General features: G+C 73.6%; 18 protein-coding genes. 9 read left to right on the top strand and 9 right to left on the bottom strand.

Annotated elements, in window-relative coordinates:
* The first annotated feature begins 108 nt into the window (after positions 1-108).
* Positions 109-1,512: a GNAT family N-acetyltransferase gene (locus ABT137_RS49295; RefSeq protein ID WP_351720250.1), complete on the top strand. Its 1,404-nt coding sequence runs from the start codon at positions 109-111 to the stop codon at positions 1,510-1,512.
* Between the two features lie 102 nt (positions 1,513-1,614).
* Here ABT137_RS49295 and ABT137_RS49290 read toward each other — a convergent pair whose 3' ends face one another.
* A complete protein-coding gene (locus ABT137_RS49290) occupies positions 1,615-2,793 on the bottom strand; it encodes a trans-sulfuration enzyme family protein (protein ID WP_351720247.1) in 1,179 nt (392 codons plus the stop codon).
* Positions 2,794-2,852: 59 nt separating this feature from the next.
* On the opposite strand from ABT137_RS49290, the gene ABT137_RS49285 reads away from it, so the two are divergent.
* The 6 genes from ABT137_RS49285 (at position 2,853) to ABT137_RS49260 (ending at position 8,938) form a co-directional block, all read left to right on the top strand.
* Positions 2,853-3,344, top strand: a complete 492-nt coding sequence (locus ABT137_RS49285) for an Lrp/AsnC family transcriptional regulator (RefSeq protein WP_189266826.1) — start codon at positions 2,853-2,855, stop codon at positions 3,342-3,344.
* Positions 3,345-3,377: 33 nt separating this feature from the next.
* Entirely contained in the window at positions 3,378-5,066 is a 1,689-nt protein-coding gene (locus tag ABT137_RS49280; protein ID WP_351720245.1) for a DUF885 domain-containing protein, read from the top strand.
* A gap of 182 nt (positions 5,067-5,248) precedes the next feature.
* Entirely contained in the window at positions 5,249-5,920 is a 672-nt protein-coding gene (locus tag ABT137_RS49275; RefSeq protein WP_351720243.1) for a hypothetical protein, read from the top strand.
* 145 nt (positions 5,921-6,065) lie between these two features.
* Positions 6,066-6,293 (top strand): ferredoxin, encoded by a 228-nt coding sequence (locus ABT137_RS49270; RefSeq protein WP_351720264.1) that lies wholly within the window; start codon positions 6,066-6,068, stop codon positions 6,291-6,293.
* Complete coding sequence (locus ABT137_RS49265; RefSeq protein WP_351720241.1) at positions 6,280-7,674, top strand: NAD(P)/FAD-dependent oxidoreductase; 1,395 nt, start codon at positions 6,280-6,282, stop codon at positions 7,672-7,674. Before ABT137_RS49270 ends, ABT137_RS49265 begins: the two co-directional genes overlap by 14 nt.
* A 34-nt stretch (positions 7,675-7,708) precedes the next feature.
* Entirely contained in the window at positions 7,709-8,938 is a 1,230-nt protein-coding gene (locus ABT137_RS49260) for a cytochrome P450 (protein WP_351720238.1), read from the top strand.
* Positions 8,939-8,945: 7 nt separating this feature from the next.
* Here ABT137_RS49260 and ABT137_RS49255 read toward each other — a convergent pair whose 3' ends face one another.
* Together ABT137_RS49255 and ABT137_RS49250 are read right to left on the bottom strand one after the other, a co-directional pair.
* Positions 8,946-9,461: an immunity 21 family protein gene (locus tag ABT137_RS49255; RefSeq protein ID WP_351720235.1), complete on the bottom strand. Its 516-nt coding sequence runs from the start codon at positions 9,459-9,461 to the stop codon at positions 8,946-8,948.
* A gap of 47 nt (positions 9,462-9,508) precedes the next feature.
* Positions 9,509-9,982, bottom strand: coding sequence for a rhodanese-like domain-containing protein (locus ABT137_RS49250; protein ID WP_351720233.1), 474 nt, complete (start codon positions 9,980-9,982; stop codon positions 9,509-9,511).
* Between the two features lie 136 nt (positions 9,983-10,118).
* Between ABT137_RS49250 and ABT137_RS49245 the strand changes: the two genes are divergently transcribed.
* Entirely contained in the window at positions 10,119-10,565 is a 447-nt protein-coding gene (locus ABT137_RS49245; RefSeq protein WP_351720230.1) for an Lrp/AsnC family transcriptional regulator, read from the top strand.
* 121 nt (positions 10,566-10,686) lie between these two features.
* Here ABT137_RS49245 and ABT137_RS49240 read toward each other — a convergent pair whose 3' ends face one another.
* The 6 genes from ABT137_RS49240 to ABT137_RS49215 form a co-directional block, all read right to left on the bottom strand.
* The gene (locus ABT137_RS49240; protein WP_351720228.1) at positions 10,687-13,677 is read right to left on the bottom strand and encodes an AAA family ATPase; all 2,991 of its coding nucleotides are present in this window, start codon (positions 13,675-13,677) and stop codon (positions 10,687-10,689) included.
* Positions 13,678-13,717: 40 nt separating this feature from the next.
* Positions 13,718-14,881: an exonuclease SbcCD subunit D gene (locus ABT137_RS49235; RefSeq protein WP_351720226.1), complete on the bottom strand. Its 1,164-nt coding sequence runs from the start codon at positions 14,879-14,881 to the stop codon at positions 13,718-13,720.
* 160 nt (positions 14,882-15,041) lie between these two features.
* Positions 15,042-15,485: a hypothetical protein gene (locus ABT137_RS49230; protein WP_351720224.1), complete on the bottom strand. Its 444-nt coding sequence runs from the start codon at positions 15,483-15,485 to the stop codon at positions 15,042-15,044.
* A gap of 127 nt (positions 15,486-15,612) precedes the next feature.
* Positions 15,613-16,371, bottom strand: a complete 759-nt coding sequence (locus tag ABT137_RS49225) for a cupin domain-containing protein (protein WP_502984714.1) — start codon at positions 16,369-16,371, stop codon at positions 15,613-15,615.
* Positions 16,368-17,294, bottom strand: a complete 927-nt coding sequence (locus ABT137_RS49220) for a DUF6807 domain-containing protein (protein WP_351720220.1) — start codon at positions 17,292-17,294, stop codon at positions 16,368-16,370. The genes ABT137_RS49225 and ABT137_RS49220 overlap by 4 nt, the downstream gene beginning before the upstream one ends.
* Positions 17,291-18,409: a Gfo/Idh/MocA family protein gene (locus ABT137_RS49215; protein WP_351720218.1), complete on the bottom strand. Its 1,119-nt coding sequence runs from the start codon at positions 18,407-18,409 to the stop codon at positions 17,291-17,293. The genes ABT137_RS49220 and ABT137_RS49215 overlap by 4 nt, the downstream gene beginning before the upstream one ends.
* Before the next feature lie 359 nt (positions 18,410-18,768).
* On the opposite strand from ABT137_RS49215, the gene ABT137_RS49210 reads away from it, so the two are divergent.
* A partial coding sequence (locus ABT137_RS49210) for a LacI family DNA-binding transcriptional regulator (protein ID WP_351718053.1) occupies positions 18,769-18,953 on the top strand: 185 nt, incomplete at its 3' end.

Genomic DNA, 18,953 nt, shown 5'->3' with positions numbered 1-18,953 from the left:
TTTACCCATCGGTCACAGAGCGTTCGTGATCACGCAACACCGTTGCTTCACAGTGGCTGCATGAATCGAGACATGTCTGACGTGACACGCGCGAGGAACGGACGCCCCGTGCACCACTGGCGACGGGATGTCGTCGAGCTCGCCGCCATGTTCACGGCGGTCGCGGTGGCCGACGCGGTGGCGAACCTGGTCGGGCACGGGCCCGACGGTCCTGCGCTGCTGATGATCTCGGCGCTGGTGCTGGCGGCGACGGCGGGCTTCCACGTCTGGTGGGCGAGGCGCCCAGGTCACGCACCGCCGGTGACGGATACCGATACCGGCGCCCGGCCGGTCGTCCCCGAGACACGGCAGGCCGGGCCCCGCGCGGACGCCACCGGGACCGGAGACCGGGCGAGCACGCTGTGGCGGCTGCGGACCACGGTGCGGGACGAGCCCGGTTCGCTGGCCGCACTGTGCGCCGCGCTCGCCGGGCACCGGGTGGACATCCTGAGCCTGCAGACGCATCCGCTGGCCGACGGCACGGTGGACGAGTTCCTGCTGCGGGCCCCGGGTGAGCTGATCGCCGGTGCGATCACACGGGCGGTCGCCCTGGCCGGGGGCACGGACACCTGGATCGAGCGGGCCGACGCTCACGATCTGGTGGACGCGCCGACCCGGGTTCTGGGACTGGCCACTCGCACCGCCCTGGACGCGGCGGAACTTCCGCTGGCCCTCCGGCAGTTGTTGGGGAGGTGCACGATCCGCTCGCTCCCCGCCCACCCGGTCGGCGGGGCCCGGAGCCCCGAGGCGGTTCCCGTCGAGGGGGCGCTGGAGGACACCGTGATGCGGCTGCGTGCGCCGGAGGGGGGAGTGATCACCGTGGAACGGCCGTATCTCCCGTTCACGCCGACCGAGTTCGCGCGGGCGCGGGCGCTGGTGGAGCTGGACGCCCGGCTCGGGCCGCGCATCCCGCGCAGCCAGGACGTGATCTCGCTGTCCGCGGGCAGCGAGATCACGGTGCGCCGGGCCGACACCGGTGACCTGGAGGCGGCGAGGGCGATGCACGAGCGCTGCTCGACGCGGACCCTTGCGCTCCGCTACCACGGGCCGGTCGGCGACGCGGACCGCTACCTGAACCACCTGCTGAGTCCTCGCTTCGGCAGGACGCTGGCCGTGCAGACCGCGTCGGGCCGGATCGTCGGGCTCGGGCATCTGCTGTGGGACGGGGACGAGACCGAGGTGGCGCTGCTCGTCGAGGACGACTGGCAGCGGCGCGGTATCGGCGGCGAACTGCTGGGGCGGCTGGTGAGGATGGCCGTCGAGGCGGGCTGCGAGAGCGTGTACGCGGTGACGCAGGCGTCCAACACGGGGATGGTGGCGGCGATGCGGGGGCTGGGGTTGCCGCTCGACTACCAGATCGAGGAGGGGACGCTGGTCATCACGGCGCGGCTTGCGGCGGAGCCGGGTGGCGCCGTGACTGCCGCGGGGTGGCTTTCCGGTGCGGGTGAGTTGGGGAACGCCGAAGCGCCGTAGAACTCACGGCGGTCCGGCGGCCGCGGGTGCATTGGGGGCTGGTCGCGCAGTTCCTCCCCCAGCCTTCGGCCGGAGGTACCCCCAGCGCCCCTGTCCGGGCGCTCAGACGTCCCCCAGCGCCCAGTCCAGGTCCGCCCACAGATCGTCCGCGTCCTCCAACCCCACCGACAGCCGCAGCAGCCGGTCGCTCACCCCGGCGCTGTGGCGGTCTCCCTCGTCGACGACGCGGTGGCTGATGGAGGCCGGGTGCTGGATGAGGGTGTCGACGCTGCCGAGGCTGACGGCCGGGGTGATCAGGCGTACCCGGGAGACGACCTCGTGCGGGTCGTCGTACACCTCGAAGGCGATCATCGCGCCGCCCAGCCGCGGGTAGTGGACGCGGGCGACGCGTGGGTCGGTGGTGAGGCGGCGGGCCAGTTCGGCGGCGGTGGCGGAGGCGGCGCGGACCCGTACCGGGAGCGTGGCGAGGCCGCGCAGCAGCAGGTAGCCGGCGAGCGGGTGCAGGACGCTGCCGGTGGCGAATCGTATCTTCCGGAGCTGCCCCGCGAACTCCTCGTCACAGGCGACCACTCCGCCGAGCACGTCGCCGTGGCCGCCGAGGTACTTGGTGGCGCTGTGCAGCACCAGCCGTGCGCCGAGTTCGGCGGGGCGTTGCAGCACGGGGGTGGCGAAGGTGTTGTCGGCGAGCAGCGGCACCGTGCCGCAGGCGTGGGCGACGGCCCGCAGGTCGAGTTCGGCGAGGGTCGGGTTGGCCGGGGACTCGACCACCACGAGCCCGGTGTCGGGGCGCAGTGCGTCGCTGATCCCGGCCGGGTCGGTCCAGGTGACCTCGGTGCCGAGGAGCCCGGCGGTGAGGAGGTGGTCGCTGCAGCCGTACAGGGGCCGTACCGCGACGACATGGCGCAGGCCGGTGGCCGCGCGGGCGAGGAGGACGGCGGTCAGGGCGGCCATTCCGCTGGCGAAGGCGACCGCGGAACCGGTGCCCTCCAGGCGGGCCAGGGCGGTCTCGAAGCGGGCGACCGTCGGGTTGCCGAGGCGTCCGTAGACCGGTGGTCCCACCGGGTCCGCGCCGTCGGCGGCGAAGGCGTCGATGCGGGCGGCCTCGGCCCGGCTGTCGTACGACGGGTAGGTGGTGGACAGGTCGATCGGCGGGGCGTGCAGGCCCTGGCGGGCGAGGTCGTCGCGGCCGGCGTGCACGGCCTCGGTGGCCAGGGCGCGCGGCGCGCGGGAGACGGGGCCGCGGACGGGCGCCGGGTCGTCGTAGGTGCTCGCTGTGTCCATGACGGCAGGGTGAACAACCGACGGGGTGGGCGGGGTGAACCCCGTGTTACGTTCGGGCCGTGGCCGATTCTGTCGTACTGGATCCGGTCGATCTGCATCTGCTGCGGCTGCTGCAGAACGACGCCCGGACCACCTACCGTGATCTCGCCGCCCAGGTGGGCGTGGCGCCGTCGACCTGTCTGGACCGGGTGACCCGGCTGCGCCGCTCCGGGGTGATCCTCGGGCACCGCCTGGAGCTCGATCCGGCCAAGCTCGGGCGCGGTCTGGAGGCGCTGCTGTCGGTGCAGGTCAGGCCGCACCGGCGGGAGTTGGTGGGACCGTTCGTGGAGCGGATCCGGGCGCTGCCGGAGTCGCGGACGGTGTTCCATCTGACCGGTCCTGACGACTACCTGGTGCATGTGGCCGTGGCGGACATGGCGGACCTGCAACGGCTGGTCCTGGACGAGTTCACGGCGCATCGGGAAGTCGCCCGGGTGGAGACCCGGCTGATATTCCAGCAGTGGGAGTGCGGGCCGCTGCTTCCGCCGGTGTCGTCGGCCCAATCCCCGTGACGCGTGGTGGTCCGCCGTACGAGGATGGACCGCATGTCACAGACCAACAGCCCGCTGCCCCGTCAGGTCGCCGACACCTTCGTCGACGCACTCATCGCCCTCGACCCGATCACCGGTACCTTCCTCGGCGACAAGGAGAGCTCGGGCCGGCTGCCCGACAACTCGCCGGCCGGCGCGGAGGCGCTCGCCCGGCTCCAGCGCGACACGCTCGCCAAGCTCGACGAGGCCGAACGGCAGCCCGGTGCGGACAGTGACATCGAGCGTCGCTGCGCGCGCCTGCTGCGCGAGCGGCTCAGCGCCTCTCTCGCCGTGCACGAGGCCGACGAGAGCCTGCGTTCGGTCAGCAACCTGAGCTCGGCCGCGCACGCGGTGCGTCAGGTGTTCACGGTGACGCCCACCGCCACCGAGGAGGACTGGACGGCGGTCGCCGAACGGCTGCGTGCGGTGCCGGCCGCGCTGGAGGGCTACCGGCAGTCCCTAGAACTCGGCCTGGACCGGAAGCTGTACGGCGGTCCGCGCGCCACCGCGACGTTCGTCGGGCAGCTCGGCGAGTGGGCCGACACGGGCGACGGCAAGGGCTGGTTCGAGCAGTTCGCGGCGTCCGGGCCCGAGGCGCTGCGCACCGAGCTGGACGAGGCGGCCCGCTCCGCCACCGAGGCCGTGGTGGCGCTGCGCGACTGGATGCGGGACGTGTACGCGCCGGCCGTCGAGGGCACGCCGGACGTGGTGGGCCGGGAGCGGTACGCCCGTTGGGTGCGCTACTTCAACGGCACCGACCTCGATCTGGACGAGGCGTACGCGTACGGCTGGTCCGAGTACCACCGGCTGCTCGGCGAGATGAAGGCCGAGGCCGAGAAGATCCTGCCCGGCGCGGCCACGCCGTGGGTGGCGCTGGCGCACCTGGACGAGCAGGGCACGCACGTCGAGGGCGTCGACGAGGTGCGCGGCTGGCTGCAGTCGCTGATGGACGAGGCCATCGAGAAGCTGGACGGCACCCACTTCGACCTGGCCGAACGGGTGCGCCGGGTGGAGTCCCGGATCGCTCCGCCCGGCAGCGCGGCGGCGCCGTACTACACGCCGCCGTCGGACGACTTCTCGCGCCCGGGCAGCACCTGGCTGCCGACCATGGGCCAGACCCGGTTCCCGGTCTACGACCTCGTGTCGACCTGGTACCACGAGGGCGTGCCCGGCCACCACCTCCAGCTGGCGCAGTGGAAGCACGTCGCCGAGAACCTCTCCCGCTACCAGGCCAGCGTGGGCATGGTCAGCGCCAACGCCGAGGGCTGGGCACTGTACGCGGAGCGGCTGATGGACGAACTGGGCTTCCTCACCGACCCGGAGCGCCGCCTCGGCTACCTGGACGCGCAGATGATGCGGGCCGCGCGGGTGATCATCGACATCGGCATGCACCTGGAGCTGACGATCCCGGACGGCTCCCCCTTCCACCCCGGGGAGCGCTGGACGCCCGCGCTGGCGCAGGAGTTCTTCGGCGCGCACAGCAGCCGGCCCGCGGACTTCGTGGAGAGCGAGCTGACCCGCTACCTGTCCATGCCGGGGCAGGCGATCGGCTACAAGCTGGGCGAGCGGGCCTGGCTGCTGGGCCGGGAGCAGGCCCGGGAGCGGCGGGGCGCCGGCTTCGACCTCAAGTCCTGGCACATGGCGGCCCTGTCCCAGGGCTCGCTGGGTCTGGACGACCTGGTGGACGAGCTGTCGCAGCTGTGACGGGTCGGGCCCGCGCCTTACGGAGCGGCGGCACCGAGCGGGCGCCCACTGCCGGTGGGCGCCCGGCGGCGGCCGCGACCGGGTCGGCGCGGTGTGCCGTTCGGGGGTGCTCCGGTGGCGGCGGCCGGGGACAGGAGGCTTGCTGGTGCCGGGGGCCACCGGACACGGGAAGCGAGCCGCGGATGCAGACCTCCACGCACCCGAGCGAGCCGTTGCAGACCCCTCGCGCCGCCGGCGTGGCCGGGGTCGTCTTCGCCCTGCTGCTCGCCGCCGCCATGGTGCTGATCCGGCTGGCCATCCCGCAGGGCGCCGACGCGGTCACCGCCCAGCAGCCGGATCCCGCCAAGCGCAACGCCGTCCACACGGCCCTCCTGCTGGTGCCGTTCGCCGGCATCTTCTTCCTGTGGTTCGTCGGCGCCGTCCGCTCGCACGTCGGCGACGCCGAGGACCGGTTCATGGCCACCGTCTTCCTCGGCAGCGGCCTGGTCTTCACTGCCATGATGTTCGCCGCCGCCGCCACGGCCTCGGCCGTGCTCGACACCGCTCATCCGGCGGGCACCTCACCCTCCCGGCCCACCTGGGACTTCGGCCAGCACCTGGCGTACACGCTGATGACCGGGTACGCGATGCGGATGGCGGCCGTCTTCACCTGTTCCGCCTCGGTGATCGGGCACCGCCTGCGCATCCTGCCGCGCTGGCTCACGCTCGTGGGCTTCCTCACCACCGTGGTCCTGCTGTTCGTGTCGTCCGCCGTGCCCTGGGCCGAGCTGGTGTTCCCGGCCTGGTCGCTGCTGCTCAGCGTGTACATCGTCGTGGCGAGCTTCCGCCGCTCCGCCGCGGCCCCGGCGGCCTGACGGCCCGCTCACCCGATCGGCGGGCCCCGGCGCGCGACGGCGGGACGGGGCTCCCATGCTGGCGAGCGGGGAGTTCTCCGCCGTCCAACAGGAACGACGGACCGCGGTACGCACCGGACCTGGCCACCGGAAGGGCGGAGCCATGATGCGCCTTGTCGTCGACCTCAACAGATGTCAGGGATACGCGCAGTGCGCGTTCCTCGCTCCGGACGTCTTCGCCATGCACGGCGAGGAATCCCTCGTCTACAACCCGCAGGCCGAGCAGGAGCAGCGGGAGCGGGTGGCGCGCGCCGTCGCCGCCTGCCCGGTGCAGGCGATCACCGCCGACGGCCTGGACGGATTCGCGGGAGGCGCCTCCGATGCCGCCCACTGACTATCTCGACTGGTTGCGCCGCGAGGGCCGGATCGTGGTCGTGGGCGCCTCGCTGGCCGGGCTGCGGGGTGCCGAGACACTGCGGGCCGAGGGGTTCGCCGGCGAACTCACCATGATCGGCGACGAGCCGTACGAGCCCTACGACCGGCCGCCGCTGTCCAAGGCGGTGCTGCTCGGCAGGGCGGCCCCGCACCACACCGCGCTGCCGCACCGCAGGGAGATCGACGCGAAGTGGCGGCTGGGCGTCGCGGCGACGGGTCTCGACGTCGAGGCCAAGCGGGTCCGGCTGGCCGACGGCGACGAGGTCGAGTACGACCGGCTGCTGATCGCGACCGGAGTGCGGGCCCGGCCCTGGCCCAAGGAGGACGAGGCCCGTCTGGAGGGCGTGTTCACGCTGCGCACCCGGGACGACGCGGCCGCGCTGCTGCGGCGGCTGAAGGCCGGGCCGCGCCGGGTGTTCGTGATCGGCGCCGGGTTCACCGGGTCGGAGATCGCCTCGGCCTGCCGCGAGCAGGGCATCGCGGTCACCGTCGCGGAACGCGCGGGCGCACCGCTGGTGGGCGCCCTCGGCGGGGTGATCGGGGCGGTCGCGGCCGAGATGCACCGTGAGAACGGTGTGGACCTGCGTACCGGGGTCATGGTCACCGCGCTGGAGGGCGACCCGGCCGGGCGGGTGCGGGCGGTCCATCTGTCCGACGAGTCCATCGTCGAGGCGGACGTGGTGATCGTGTCGCTCGGCGCGACCCGCAACACCGACTGGCTGACGGGCTCCGGTCTCGGCGCGGGGCCGCGGGGCATCGCCTGCGACGCGGGCTGCCGTGCCTTCGACTTCCGGGGCATCGTCACCGACGACATCTTCGTCGCCGGCGACGTCGCCCGGTCCCCGCACGCGCTGTTCGGCTACCAGTTCCTGTCGCTGGAGCACTGGGGCAACGCGGTCGCCCAGGCCGAGATCGCCGCGCACAACATGATCAGCCCGAGCGCCGAGCGGAGGCCGCACCTGTGGGTGCCGGCGTTCTGGTCGTCGCAGTTCGGGGTGAACATCAAGTCGGTCGGGGTGCCGCCGATGGGCGAGCAGATCATGATCACCCAGGGTTCGCTGGCCGAGCGCCGGTTCGTCGGGGTGTACGGCTACCAGGGCCGGACGATCGCCGCGGTGAGCTTCGACAACACGCGGTGGCTGGAGTTCTACCAGCGGCAGATCGAGAAGGCCGGGCCGTTCCCGGTGGAGTTCCCGACCGTGGACCGCCGTCCCGAGGGACGGGTACCGGTCGACGCCGACTTCCCGGACCCGGCCCTGCCCACGCATGCCCCCATGGTGACCCTCAGCGGCTACTCGCCCACCGACACGCAGCTGGTCTTCCACCCCGTCCGCCACTGACCGCGACCCGGCCCCGACGCTCCAAGGAACTGTCATGACGCAGACCTCGATGTTGCGCCAGATCACCGACTTCGCGAACCGTGCCAACCCGTACCCGCTGTACGAGGAGCTCCGCAAGACGCCGGTGCTGCACGAGGAGGAGGACGGCCCCTACATCATCAGCACCTACCACGACATCGAGGCCCTGCTCCACGATCCGCGGATCAGCTCCGACGAGTCCAACGTGACCGTGGGCGGGGACGACGAGCTGTCCGGTCCGGAGGCGACGGGGCTGCCGCCGAGCTTCATCCGGCTCGACCCGCCGGAGCACGACCGGCTGCGCCGGATCGCCAACAGTTCCTTCGGGCCGCCGCACCAGCCGCACCGGATCGACAACATGCGGGGCCAGCTGGAGGAGATCGTCACCGAGCTGATCGACGGCCTCGGGGACGCCCGGGAGATCGACCTGGTCGACCAGGTCGCCTACCCGTTCCCGGTCACCGTGATCTGCCGGCTGCTGGGCGTGCCGCGCCAGGACGAGCCGCGGTTCCGGGCCTGGGTCGACCCGATCGTGGCCGGTCTGGACCCCGACAGCCGCACGGCCGACGAGTCCGCGAAGACCGCGCAGGAGGCCCGGCTGCAGCTCGGCATGTACCTGAACGGGCTGGTGGAGCAGCGTGCCAAGGAGCCGCGCGACGACATGCTGTCCGACCTGGTGCACAGTCACGGCCCGGACGGCGCCATGACGACCATGGAGGTGCTCAGCACCTCGGTGCTGCTGCTCATCGCCGGCCACGAGACGACGGTCAACCTCATCACCAACGGCATGCTGACCCTGCTGCGGTACCCGCAGTACCTGGAGCGGCTCCGCAACGACCCGGGGCTGTCGGTGCGGATCGTGGAGGAGCTGCTGCGCTACGAGCCACCGGTGCAGTTGCTGCCCCAGCGCACCTGCATCGCCGACCTCGAGGTGCACGGGGTGACCATCCCCAAGGGGTCGCGGATCTGGCTGGTCCTTGCCGCCGGCAACCGGGACCCGCACCGGTTCACGGACCCCGACCGCTTCGACCCGGACCGGCAGGACATCCAGCACCTCGGCTTCGGCAGCGGCATCCACAGCTGCTTCGGCGCCCCGCTGGCCCGCCTGGAGGCCCAGATCGCGCTGGCCCAGCTGGCCCGGCGGCTCGACAACCCGCGGCTCGTCGAGGACCCGCCGCCCTACCGCCCGAACGCGGTACTGCGCGGGCCGCGCCACCTCAACATCGCCGTCGACGGGGTCAAGTGACGGCTCGTCAGGACGGAAGTCTGCGCAACTGCACCAGGCCCAGCCAGGTTTCCGGGCCGGGTCTGGTGTAGGCGGCGCGCACCGCGTAGGTGCCGGGCTCCAGCGGCACCCGCAGACGGTCGCCGCCCTCGGCCTCACCGCCGGGCCAGGCGGAGTCGAACAGGACGACGGGGCCGGGGACCTGCCAGCGGATCTCGTTCTCCCACGCGGCGCCGTCGAGGGCGGCGGGCACCTGCGCCAGGAGTTCCTCCTCCGAGTTGGCGGCGGACCACCGTACGAAGGTGCCGTGGTCCGGCAGGAAGGACGTCGAGGCGGGTTCGTCGCCGAGGACCAGGGCGGTGCTGTCCCCGACCGGGAGCAGTCCGACGTAGCCGTCGACCTCGCAGGCCCGGTCGTAGTCGGTGGCCAGATCCTCGCTGTCGGCGCCGGCCCAGAACGGCAGGACCGTCTCCGGGACCGCCACGAGCGGGCCGCCGCCCGACTCCACCCACTCCACCGCGCCGGGATCCGCATATCGAGTCATGGGGTGAACCTACACGGACAGCGACAGCACAGGTTCGCCTCCGGGAATCAGCAACCGCAGCCGCCCGCGACGGGTGCGGTCAGCGGGTCCGGGGCGCGGCGCTCGCGGCCCTGCCAGGTCTCGAACTCGAAGCCCTCACGCACCCAGTACTCGAATCCCCCGAGCATCTCCTTGACCTGGTAGCCGAGTTCGGCCAGCGCGAGGGCGGCTCGGGTCGCGCCGTTGCAGCCGGGACCCCAGCAGTACGTCACCACGGGCACGGTCCGGTCGAGGAGGCCGGCCGCCTGTTCGGGGATGAGCGCGGTGGGCAGGTGGACGGCGCCCGGGATGTGGCCCTGGTCCCAGGACTCGGTGGAGCGGGAGTCCAGGACGACGAAGCCGGGGTCGCCGTCGGCGGCGAGGGCCGCGGCCACGTCGGAGACGTCGGCGTGGAAAGCGAGGCTCGCCCGGAAGTGGGCGGCGGCCTCGGCGGGGGCGACGGGGGCGACGCGCAGGACGGGGTTGAGGGTGGTGCCGGTCATGTGAGGCCTTTCGCCGGCCGCCATCGGTGCGGCGGATCTCCATGGCCGCAAATCTACGAGCGTGACGGGGCGCCCTGAAGGTGCGATCCCCGGCCCTGCCCTTGCCCGGCCGGGGATTCCCTGTTATCCATCCCCCATGACCGAGTTTTCCCCGGACGCCACCGACCGGCGCATCCTCGACGTCCTCCAGCGCGAGGGCCGGGCCAGCTTCGCCGAGCTGGCGCGGGCCGTCGCGATGTCCCCGAGCGCGGTGACCGAGCGGGTGCGCCGGCTCGAGGAGGCGGGCGTGATCCAGGGGTACGCGGCGGTGGTCGACCCGGAGCGGCTCGGCCTGCCGATCCTCGCCTTCGTCCGGCTGCGCTACCCGAACGGCAACTACAAGCCCTTCCACGACCTGGTCGCCGCCACCCCCGAGATCCTGGAGGCGCACCACGTCACCGGCGACGACTGCTTCGTCATCAAGGTCACCGCCCGCTCGATGCGCCACCTGGAGGAGGTCTCCGGCCGGATCGGCACCCTGGGCTCGGTGACGACGAGCGTCGTCTACTCCTCACCGCTCCCCCGCCGGGCCGTCGGCACCTGAGCGCTCCGCTGGAAGTGCCGCGATATGCCGTCAGTCGACTGCGGCGCCGTCGTGGCTGGTCGCGCAGTTCCTCCCCCAGCCTTCGGCCGGGGGTACCCCCAGCGCCCCTTCGGGGCGCTTCTCAGACCCCGCGCTGTCGCAGCGTCGAGCCCGACCTCCCCTTCACCACCTCCAGCTGGGCGTGGATCCGGCGGCGCAGGTCGGCGACGTGGCTGACGATGCCGACGCTGCGGTCGCGTTCGCGGAGGGAGTCGAGGACGTCGAGGACCTCGTCCAGGGTCTGGTCGTCGAGGCTGCCGAAACCCTCGTCGATGAAGAGGGTGTCGAGGCGGACGCCGCCCGCCTCGTCGGTGACGACGTCCGCGAGGCCGAGGGCGAGCGCGAGGGAGGCGAAGAAGGTCTCGCCGCCCGAGAGAGTGGCGGTGTCCCGCTCGCGTCCGGTCCAGGCGTCGACGACGTGCAGTCCGAGGCCGCTGCGGCCGCGTCCGGTGCGGTCGTCGGAGTGGACCAGGGTGTAGCGGCCGGACGACATGCGCTGCAGGCGTACGGTCGCGGCGGCGGCGACCTGTTCCAGGCGGGCGGCGAGGACGTACGACTCCAGGCGCATCTTGCGCTCGTTGTCGGCGGAGGTGCCGGCGGTGAGGCCGGCCAGGCGGGCGACCCGGTCGTACTCCTCGCGCAGCGGGGCGAGTTGCCGTACGCCGTCGGTGGCGCGGGCGGAGAGCCGGTCGAGTTCGGCGCAGCTACGGGCGGCCCGGTCGCGGGCGGAGGCGGCGTCGCGCAGCCGCTGGGCGGCCAGGGCGGCGGTGCGCTCCCCCGCGTCGAGGTCGGCGGGCGGCTGCTGGGCGGCGGCCGCGGTGTCGGCCTCCGCGAGGACGGCGCGTACCGCGGCCTCCTCGGACTGCCGCTCGTCCAGGCGCCGTTGGAGTTCGCGGTGGGCGGTGTCGTCGAGGAGGGCGGCGGCCGCGGCCTGCGGGGTGTCGAAACCGGCCCGGTAGGCGGCGTCGGCGAGCCGGGCGTCGGTGTCCTTCAGGTGCCGGGCGGTGTCCTCGGCGGCACGCGCGGTGTCGGCGGCGTCGGTGAGCAGCGCCACCTGCCGTTCCAGCTGCGCCGCCCGCGCGGACACGCTGGCGGCGCTCCCCCGGGCCCGGTCCAACTCCTCTTCCAGGGCGGCCTGTTCCGCGTCGAGGCCCTCGCGCCTGGTGAGCCGTGCGGCGGCCCTGACCTCGGCCTGCTGCCGGTCGGCCAGTCGGCGCTCACGTTCCTGCTCGGCCAGCCGCAGCTCCTCGTGCGCCGCGTGCAGGGTGGAGCCCGCCCGCCGGGCCTGGGCGAACTCCCGCTCCAACTCATCCGCCTGGGAGGCAAGTTGCGCGGTCGGGGTGTCACCTGCCTCTGCGGTGGCGGCGGCCAGGGCCTCGCGTGCGGTGCCGAGCCGCCGCTCGTCCCGGGCGCGCTGCTCGTCGGCGCGCTGCAGGGCGGCGAGCGCGCCCTCCTCGGCCTCGCGGTCGACGTGGCCCGCGAACTTCTCGGCCGGCGCCGGGTGTTCGGTGGCCCCGCAGACCGCGCACGGCTCTCCCTCGGTGAGCTGTGCGGCCAGCTCGGCGGCGATGCCGTTCAGCCGCTGTTCCTTGAGGTCGAGCCAGTGCGTCCGCGCCTCCACGGCGAGTCGCGCGGAGGCGAGGGCGGTGCGCTGGGCCTCGTCGGTGTCCCGGCCCAGCTCGTCCCGCAGCCGCGCCGCTTCCAGCCGCCGGCGGGCGGGGTCGCGCTGCACGGCGAGCTGCTCGGCGCGGGTCGCGGCCTCCTGGGCGGAGTCGACACGGGACTGGAGCTCCGCGCGCCTGGCGTCCCAGCCGGCGAGCCAGCCCGCGGCCTCGCGCAGGGTGTCCTCGTCGTCCCGCTCCTGCCGGCCGAGCCGGCTCCGCTCGTCGACGACCTCGGCGAGCCGTCGCTCGGCCCGGCGCGCGGACTCCAGCCCGCCCAGCTCCTCGGCGGCCTTGCGGGCAGCGGCGGCGAGCCCTGCCGCACCGGCTCCGGCGAAGGTCTCCGGCAGCAGCGCCCGTGCCCGCACCTCGGCGCCGGCCACTGAGCGGTGCTCCTCCTCGGCGGCCTCCCGCAGCTCCAGCGCCGGCGCCACCGCCGCCGCCTTCCGGGCCCGCTCCATCCGCGCCTGCGCCGCCCGGTGGTCCCCGGCCCGCTCCTCCAGCCGCACGGCCCGCTGCCGTGCCTCGGCGAACCGGGCCTGCAACCGGGCCAGTTCGCGTACGTCGGCCAGCGCCCGGTCGGCGGCGAACTGGGCGGACTCGGTGGCGGTGAGCCGGCAGTGGGCGACGGTGAGGCGCTCCCGCGCGGTGCTGCGGGCCACGGCCGCGGCGGCGAGGACGGCGGAGGCCAGCCCGGGCTCGCCCGGGGCCAGCTCCGGCAGCTCCATCGCGTCGCCGGCTTCCTGCTGCATGCGGTGCGCGTCGGCGAGCAGCACGGAGTCGCCGTCCCGGACCCGGGCCTCGGTCGTCTTCCGGCGCTCGGCGAGGCGCTTCTCGACGTCGGCGAAGCGCTGGGTGTCGAAGAGCCGGCCGAGCAGCTGGCCGCGCGCGCCGGCGTCGGCGCGCAGGAAGCGGGCGAAGTCGCCCTGCGGCAGCAGCACGACCTGGCAGAACTGCTCGCGGCTCATGCCGAGCAGCTGGGTGATCTCCTCGCCGATCTCCTGGTGGGAGCGGCTGAGGTCCTTCCAGGCGCGGGCCGTCGCGTCGTACTCGCGCAGCCAGGTCTGGGCCTTGTCCAGGGTGGTGCCCGCGCCGCGCTTCTTGAGGCGCTCCCAGGGCGGCTGCCGGGTGATCTCCAACCGGCGCCCGGCGACGGTCAGTTCGAGGCGGATCTCGGTGCGGGTGGCCGGGTCGGCGTGGTCGCTGCGCAGGGTGAGGCCCTGACCGCTCTGCCGGGCGCCGGGGACGGTGCCGTAGAGGGCGTAGCAGACGGCGTCCAGGACGGAGGTCTTTCCGGCGCCGGTCGGGCCGTGCAGGAGGAAGAGCCCGGCGGCGGAGAGCGCGTCGAAGTCGACGCTCTGGGAGCCGCCGAAGGGTCCGAAGGCGGTGATGTCGAGCCGGTGGAGCCTCATGCGGCCGCCTCCATGCAGGGGCTCAGATGCGGGTGTGCCGTCACCGGGCCACCTCGCGTACCGCGCCGTCCGCGCGCACCGCGTCGAACGCCTCGCCCAGGACGGCCAGTTCGTGTTCGTCGGGGCCCGCGCCGCGCACGTGGGCGACGAAGTCCTCGGCGATCTGCCGGTCGGTGCGGCCGGCCAGGCGGCGGGCGTAGGAGACGTCGGGGTCGTCCGGGGCGCGGTCGGGGTCGAAGACCAGGCTGAGGGTGTGCGGGAAGCGGTCGGTGAGGCGGGCCATGGGGTCGGCGGGGCGGACCGGGTCGGTGAGGGTGGCCTCGACCCAGGCGTCCTCGTCGGCGGTGAGGGCGGGGTCGGCGAGGAGGTCGTCCAGGGTGCCGCGGAGGCGGGCCAGCGGGCGTGGCACCGGGCAGTCGAGGCGTTCGGCGGTGACCGTGCCGTCGGCGGCGAGGTCGACGAGCCACATGCTCTTGCGGTGGCCGGCCTCGGAGAAGGAGTACGCCAGCGGGGAGCCCGAGTAGCGGACGCGGTCGCTGAGGGTCTGGCAGCCGTGCAGGTGGCCGAGGGCCACGTAGTCGACGCCGTCGAAGACGCCGGCCGGGACGGCGGCCACGCCGCCGGCCGTGATGTCCCGTTCGCTGTCGCTGGGCTCGCCGCCGGTGACGAAGGCGTGCGCGAGGACGACGGAGCGGGTGCCGGGCGGGCGGGCCGCCAGGTCGGCGCGGACCCGGTCCATGGCGGCGGCCAGCACCGTCTCGTGCCCGGCCCGTTCGACCGCGAACTCGTCCTTCACCAGGGCGGGTTCGAGATACGGCAGGCCGTAGAACGCGACGTCCCCGGAGGCGTCGGCGAGCAGCACCGGGGTACCGCAGGCCGACGGCTCGGTGCGCAGGTGAATGCCGGCCCGGTCGATGAGACCGGCGCCGACACCGAGGCGGCGGGCGGAGTCGTGGTTGCCGGAGATCATCACCGTGGGCACGCCGAGGTCGGCGAGCCGGTGCAGGGCGTCGTCGAACAGCTCGACCGCGGCGAGCGGCGGCACCGCGCGGTCGTAGACGTCTCCCGCCACCACCACGGCGTCGACGGCGTGCTCACGCACGGTCGCCACGAGGTGGCCGATGAACTCGGACTGGGCGCCGAGCATGCTGACGCGGTGGAACGCCCGGCCGAGGTGCCAGTCGGAAGTGTGCAGGATTCTCATGAAACCACCCCGACCTGCACCCTTACCCCTATTGCACCTATGTGACCCGTATGAACCAGCACGGGGACTCCCCGGCAACGCCTGCCACGCTAACGCATATCACCCCCTGATCCACCACACACCTCACGTTCCCCGGCCTCCGGGCGGCATCGGCAGGTCGTCAGCGTCCCGCGTGCCGTAGGCCGACGGCCGTGAGCGCCAGGGCCAGCGGGCCCGGGGCGAGGAAAGCGAGCGGTACCAGCATCCAGGCGCACAGGACCGCCGTCGCCACCGCGAGGAGGACCAGGGCGCTCCCGCCCGGGTCCCGTACGGCGTCCCGGGCGGCCTCGCGCACGGCGGCCCGCCAGTCGGTGAGCGACTCGGGGCGGGCGCAGGCCCTGAGGCCCACGACCAGGGCGCCCCCGCCGATCGCCGCGGCCACCACCGCGAACGGCACCGCTCCCGGCAGCCCGGCCCGGGCCAGCGCCAGATCCGCGGCGCACAGCAGCGCGCCGGCGACGGCGACGAGGCCCGCCAGCAGGTCGGCGGGACGCAGTCGCCGTCGCAGGACCCCGAAGTACCGTCCGGCGGTGGCGGGCTGGCCGGCCGCCCCGCCGCGCAGCACCTCGCAGGCGCTCGACAGGGCGGCCGGGGCCGGAACCCCGTTGTCCTGTGTCCGGGCATGCCGAGGTCACCTCATCCCTTCCTCGGACTTCGTTACGACCCCCCCTCGGCCCCCCTGGAAACCTCTGCTACTCGCCGCCGTACGGGAGCGTCACGCCCGGCAGGTTGTACTCGTCACGGCGGCCGCACATCCCGAACCCCCCGAGCCGCGTGGGCGCGGTCTCGTACGCGGTCGCCTCGCCGAGGTACGACGGCTCGCCGGCCTGCAGCGCGTCCAGCTGGGCACCGGTGCGTTCGGCGGCGGCCAGCGCACCGGCCCGCCACAGCTCGCGCCAGCGCGGCACCCTGTCGCGCACCAGCCGGGCCGCGGACCGCTGGAACTCCGCGTACGGGCCGCTGTCCCCGGCGACCAGCGTCTCCCGCAGAGCGAGGTAGCCCTCGACGGCGAGGTCCCGGCGGCGCCGGGCGGCCTGCTCCGCCTCGGCTCCCGTGCCCGGTGGCAACGTCGCCGCGGCCGCGTACTGTTCGGGGTCGGCGAGCACCTCGGGCGGGAAGGTGAAGACGGCGTCCCCGGCCTCCGGCAGTCCGCTGTTCTGCATCAGCACGGTGATGCGCAGATCACCGCCCTGCACCATGCGGTGCACGGTGCCCGGGCTGAACCAGGCGACGGACCCGGGCTCCAGCGGGATCTCGCGGTAGCCGTCCGGGCTCAGGGTCTGCACGGCGCCCCGGCCCCCGGTGACGACGTACGCCTCCGTACACACCAGGTGGAGGTGCGGGCTGCCGCCGCAGACGCCGTCGGCGGCCTCCCAGTCGTAGGCGCTGAGGTGGGACAGGCCGATGGCGCCGGGGAGGGGGTGCGGGAGCACCTGCTGGGGCGCGTTCACCACGGCAGGCCCTCCAGGTGCGCGGCGACGCGGTCGGCGTCCCAGGCGCCGTCGGCGAGGACGAGCCGGTAGCGGTAGGCGAAGGACTCCCCCGGCGGCAGGGCGAACTCGTCGAAGAACGCCCACGAGAACGCGGCCGTGGGGATCGGTTCCGCGCGCACGAACCAGTGCGACTCGTGGATCGCCGTCCGCGCGTCGAGGTTCTCGGGCGCGTGGGCGAAGACGATCGTGGAGTACCCGTCCACCTCGTCGTGCTCGGTGGTGCAGGCGAGCCACGGGCCCTGGGTGCCCATCAGCTTCTCGGCGCCGGTGACGGAGTCCGGGCCGAACGCGGTGCCGCCGGTGAAGTCACGGGGGCCGCGCCACTGGAGCCCGGTGTATCCGGCCATCTCGCGGCCTTCGGTGGTGGGGGAACCGAAGGTCAGCGGCTCGGCGCGGACGTTGGTGAGCCGGATCGTCCAGTCGAGCGCCCAGGCGCCGGCCCGCTCGTCGACGGAGTGGACGGTGAGCCCGCGCACCTCCCGCGCCCATTCCGCGCCGCCGTTCTCCACCCAGGTCAGCTCCTCGGTGAAGGCGAACCGGTCGTCGGCGACGGCGAACTCGGAGAAGCCGTCGTGCCGCATCGAGCCGACCCGCTCGGGCAGCACCTGGTAACCCTGCCCGTGGACATAGGTGTTGCCGCCCCAGAAGTTCTGCCCGGACAGATGGCTGGCCGTCATCTGGAGGCCCTTGTGCCAGCGGTGGTCGCTCGGCCGGTAGCCGGTGACGGTCCGTCCGGCCAGCGTGCGCACCGGGTGGGCGTACGGCTTGCGCGCCTCGTACGCCTCCGGGTCGGGGCGGTAGACGTACCGCAGGATCTCGGTGCCGTCCGGTGCCGCGACCGCGATGTGCTCGCCGTGGACGTGGCTGACGCGGATGCTCATGCGCGCTCCTCGGTGGGGGCCCAGTGGGGGTGGTCGCCGTGCATGGCTGCGTAGTAGGGGTCGCCGGGGCCGATCTCGCCCGCGTGCACGGGGCGGCCCGTGAACGCCGACTTGTAGAGCGCGGCCGCGAATTCGAGGGTGGCGCGGGCGTCAGGGCCGCTGCCCGGCGGCCGTACGTCCGCGTCGTAGGCGTCGAGGAGGGCACCGAGCTGCGCGGTGTGCGAGCTGGGCACGTCCGCCTCCGGGGTGCGCCAGGCGTCGGCACGGGCGGCGGGGACGTGCGGGGCCGGGGTGTAGACCCAGTCCTCGTTGCGGTGCCCGTACAGGTGGGTGAGCTCGACGGTGGCGTCCGCGCAGTCGACGCGGATGCGGCTCACCTCCTGCGGGGAGAGCACGCTGTTGACGACGGTGGCGAGTGCGCCGTTCGCGAAGCGCACGAGTGCGGTGGACACGTCCTCGCTCTCGGTGTCGTGGACCAGGCGGGCCGCCATGGCCCGGATCTCCGTCCACGGGCCGAGCAGGTGCAGCAGCAGGTCGTACTGGTGGATGCCATGGCCCATGGTCGGGCCGCCGCCCTCGCTCGCCCAGGTGCCACGCCACGGTACGGCGTAGTAGGCGGCGTCCCGGTGCCAGGTGGTCTGGCAGTGCGCGACCAGCGGGGCACCGAGCTCGCCGCCGGTGATCAGCTGCCGGGCGTGTACGGCACCGGAGCCGTAGCGGTGCTGGAAGACGACGGAGGCGTAGGCGCCGGAGGCCTCCTCGGCGGCGGCGATCTCGTCGTACTCGGCGAGGGACAGGCACAGCGGCTTCTCGCACAGTACCCAGGCGCCCGCCTTGAGCGCGGCCACCGTCTGCTCGCGGTGCAGGGAGGGGGGTGTGCCGACGAGGACGAGGTCGGGGCGCACGGCGTCCAGCATCGCGTCGACGGAGGTGTACCCGGCGACGTCGCCGCCGGCGAGTTCCCGGAAGGCGCCCAGGTGGGCCTGGTCGACGTCGACCGCGGCGACCAGTTCGGCGCGGTCGGCGTGGGCGGTGAGGGCGGGCAGATGGCTGCCGCTGACGATCGAGCCGGTGCCGATCACGGCGACACGGCGGCGGGTGCGGTGTGGGGGCATGCGGTCCTCCTAGGGGTGCCGGGGACCAAGACGCGGAGAAAGCGCTTGCTCTCGGAGGACCCTAGATCCGGGGGAATGTCAGGACAACCCCCCGCGCAGCGATGGCCGAGAGAAGCAGTCGGGGTGGCCGAGCGGCGGCAAGGTAGCAGGGGCCGGGGAGGTTGTTCAATCGTCATGCGCAAGGACATTGGAAGTCATGCAATCCATACGCCATATGGAGTGATCGATCGAGCTGAAAGTTTTCAACTGAGTCTTGCAAGCTGAACGGGACACTTGTTAGCTTCCAGCCGAGCCTCACATCCGGCATGCCTGACGTCGCATCATCGACGGCCGGCCCCACGGGCGACGGAGGGAACCGTATGAAGGTCGGTATCACCGAGGTGGCGGGCCGGGCGCGGGTGAGTGAGGCGACGGTCAGTCGTGTGATCAACCGGCGTCAGGGGGTGTCGCGCAAGACGCGTGAGGCGGTCGAGCAGGCGATGGCCGACCTGGGGTACGAGCGGCAGACCCAGGGGCAGCTGGTCGCGGTCGTCACGGAGCTGGT

It is taken from the genome of Streptomyces sp. NPDC001980, from assembly GCF_040296885.1.
Taxonomy (GTDB): Bacteria; Actinomycetota; Actinomycetes; order Streptomycetales; family Streptomycetaceae; genus Streptomyces.
This window is presented reverse-complemented; position numbering and strand designations above follow the sequence as displayed.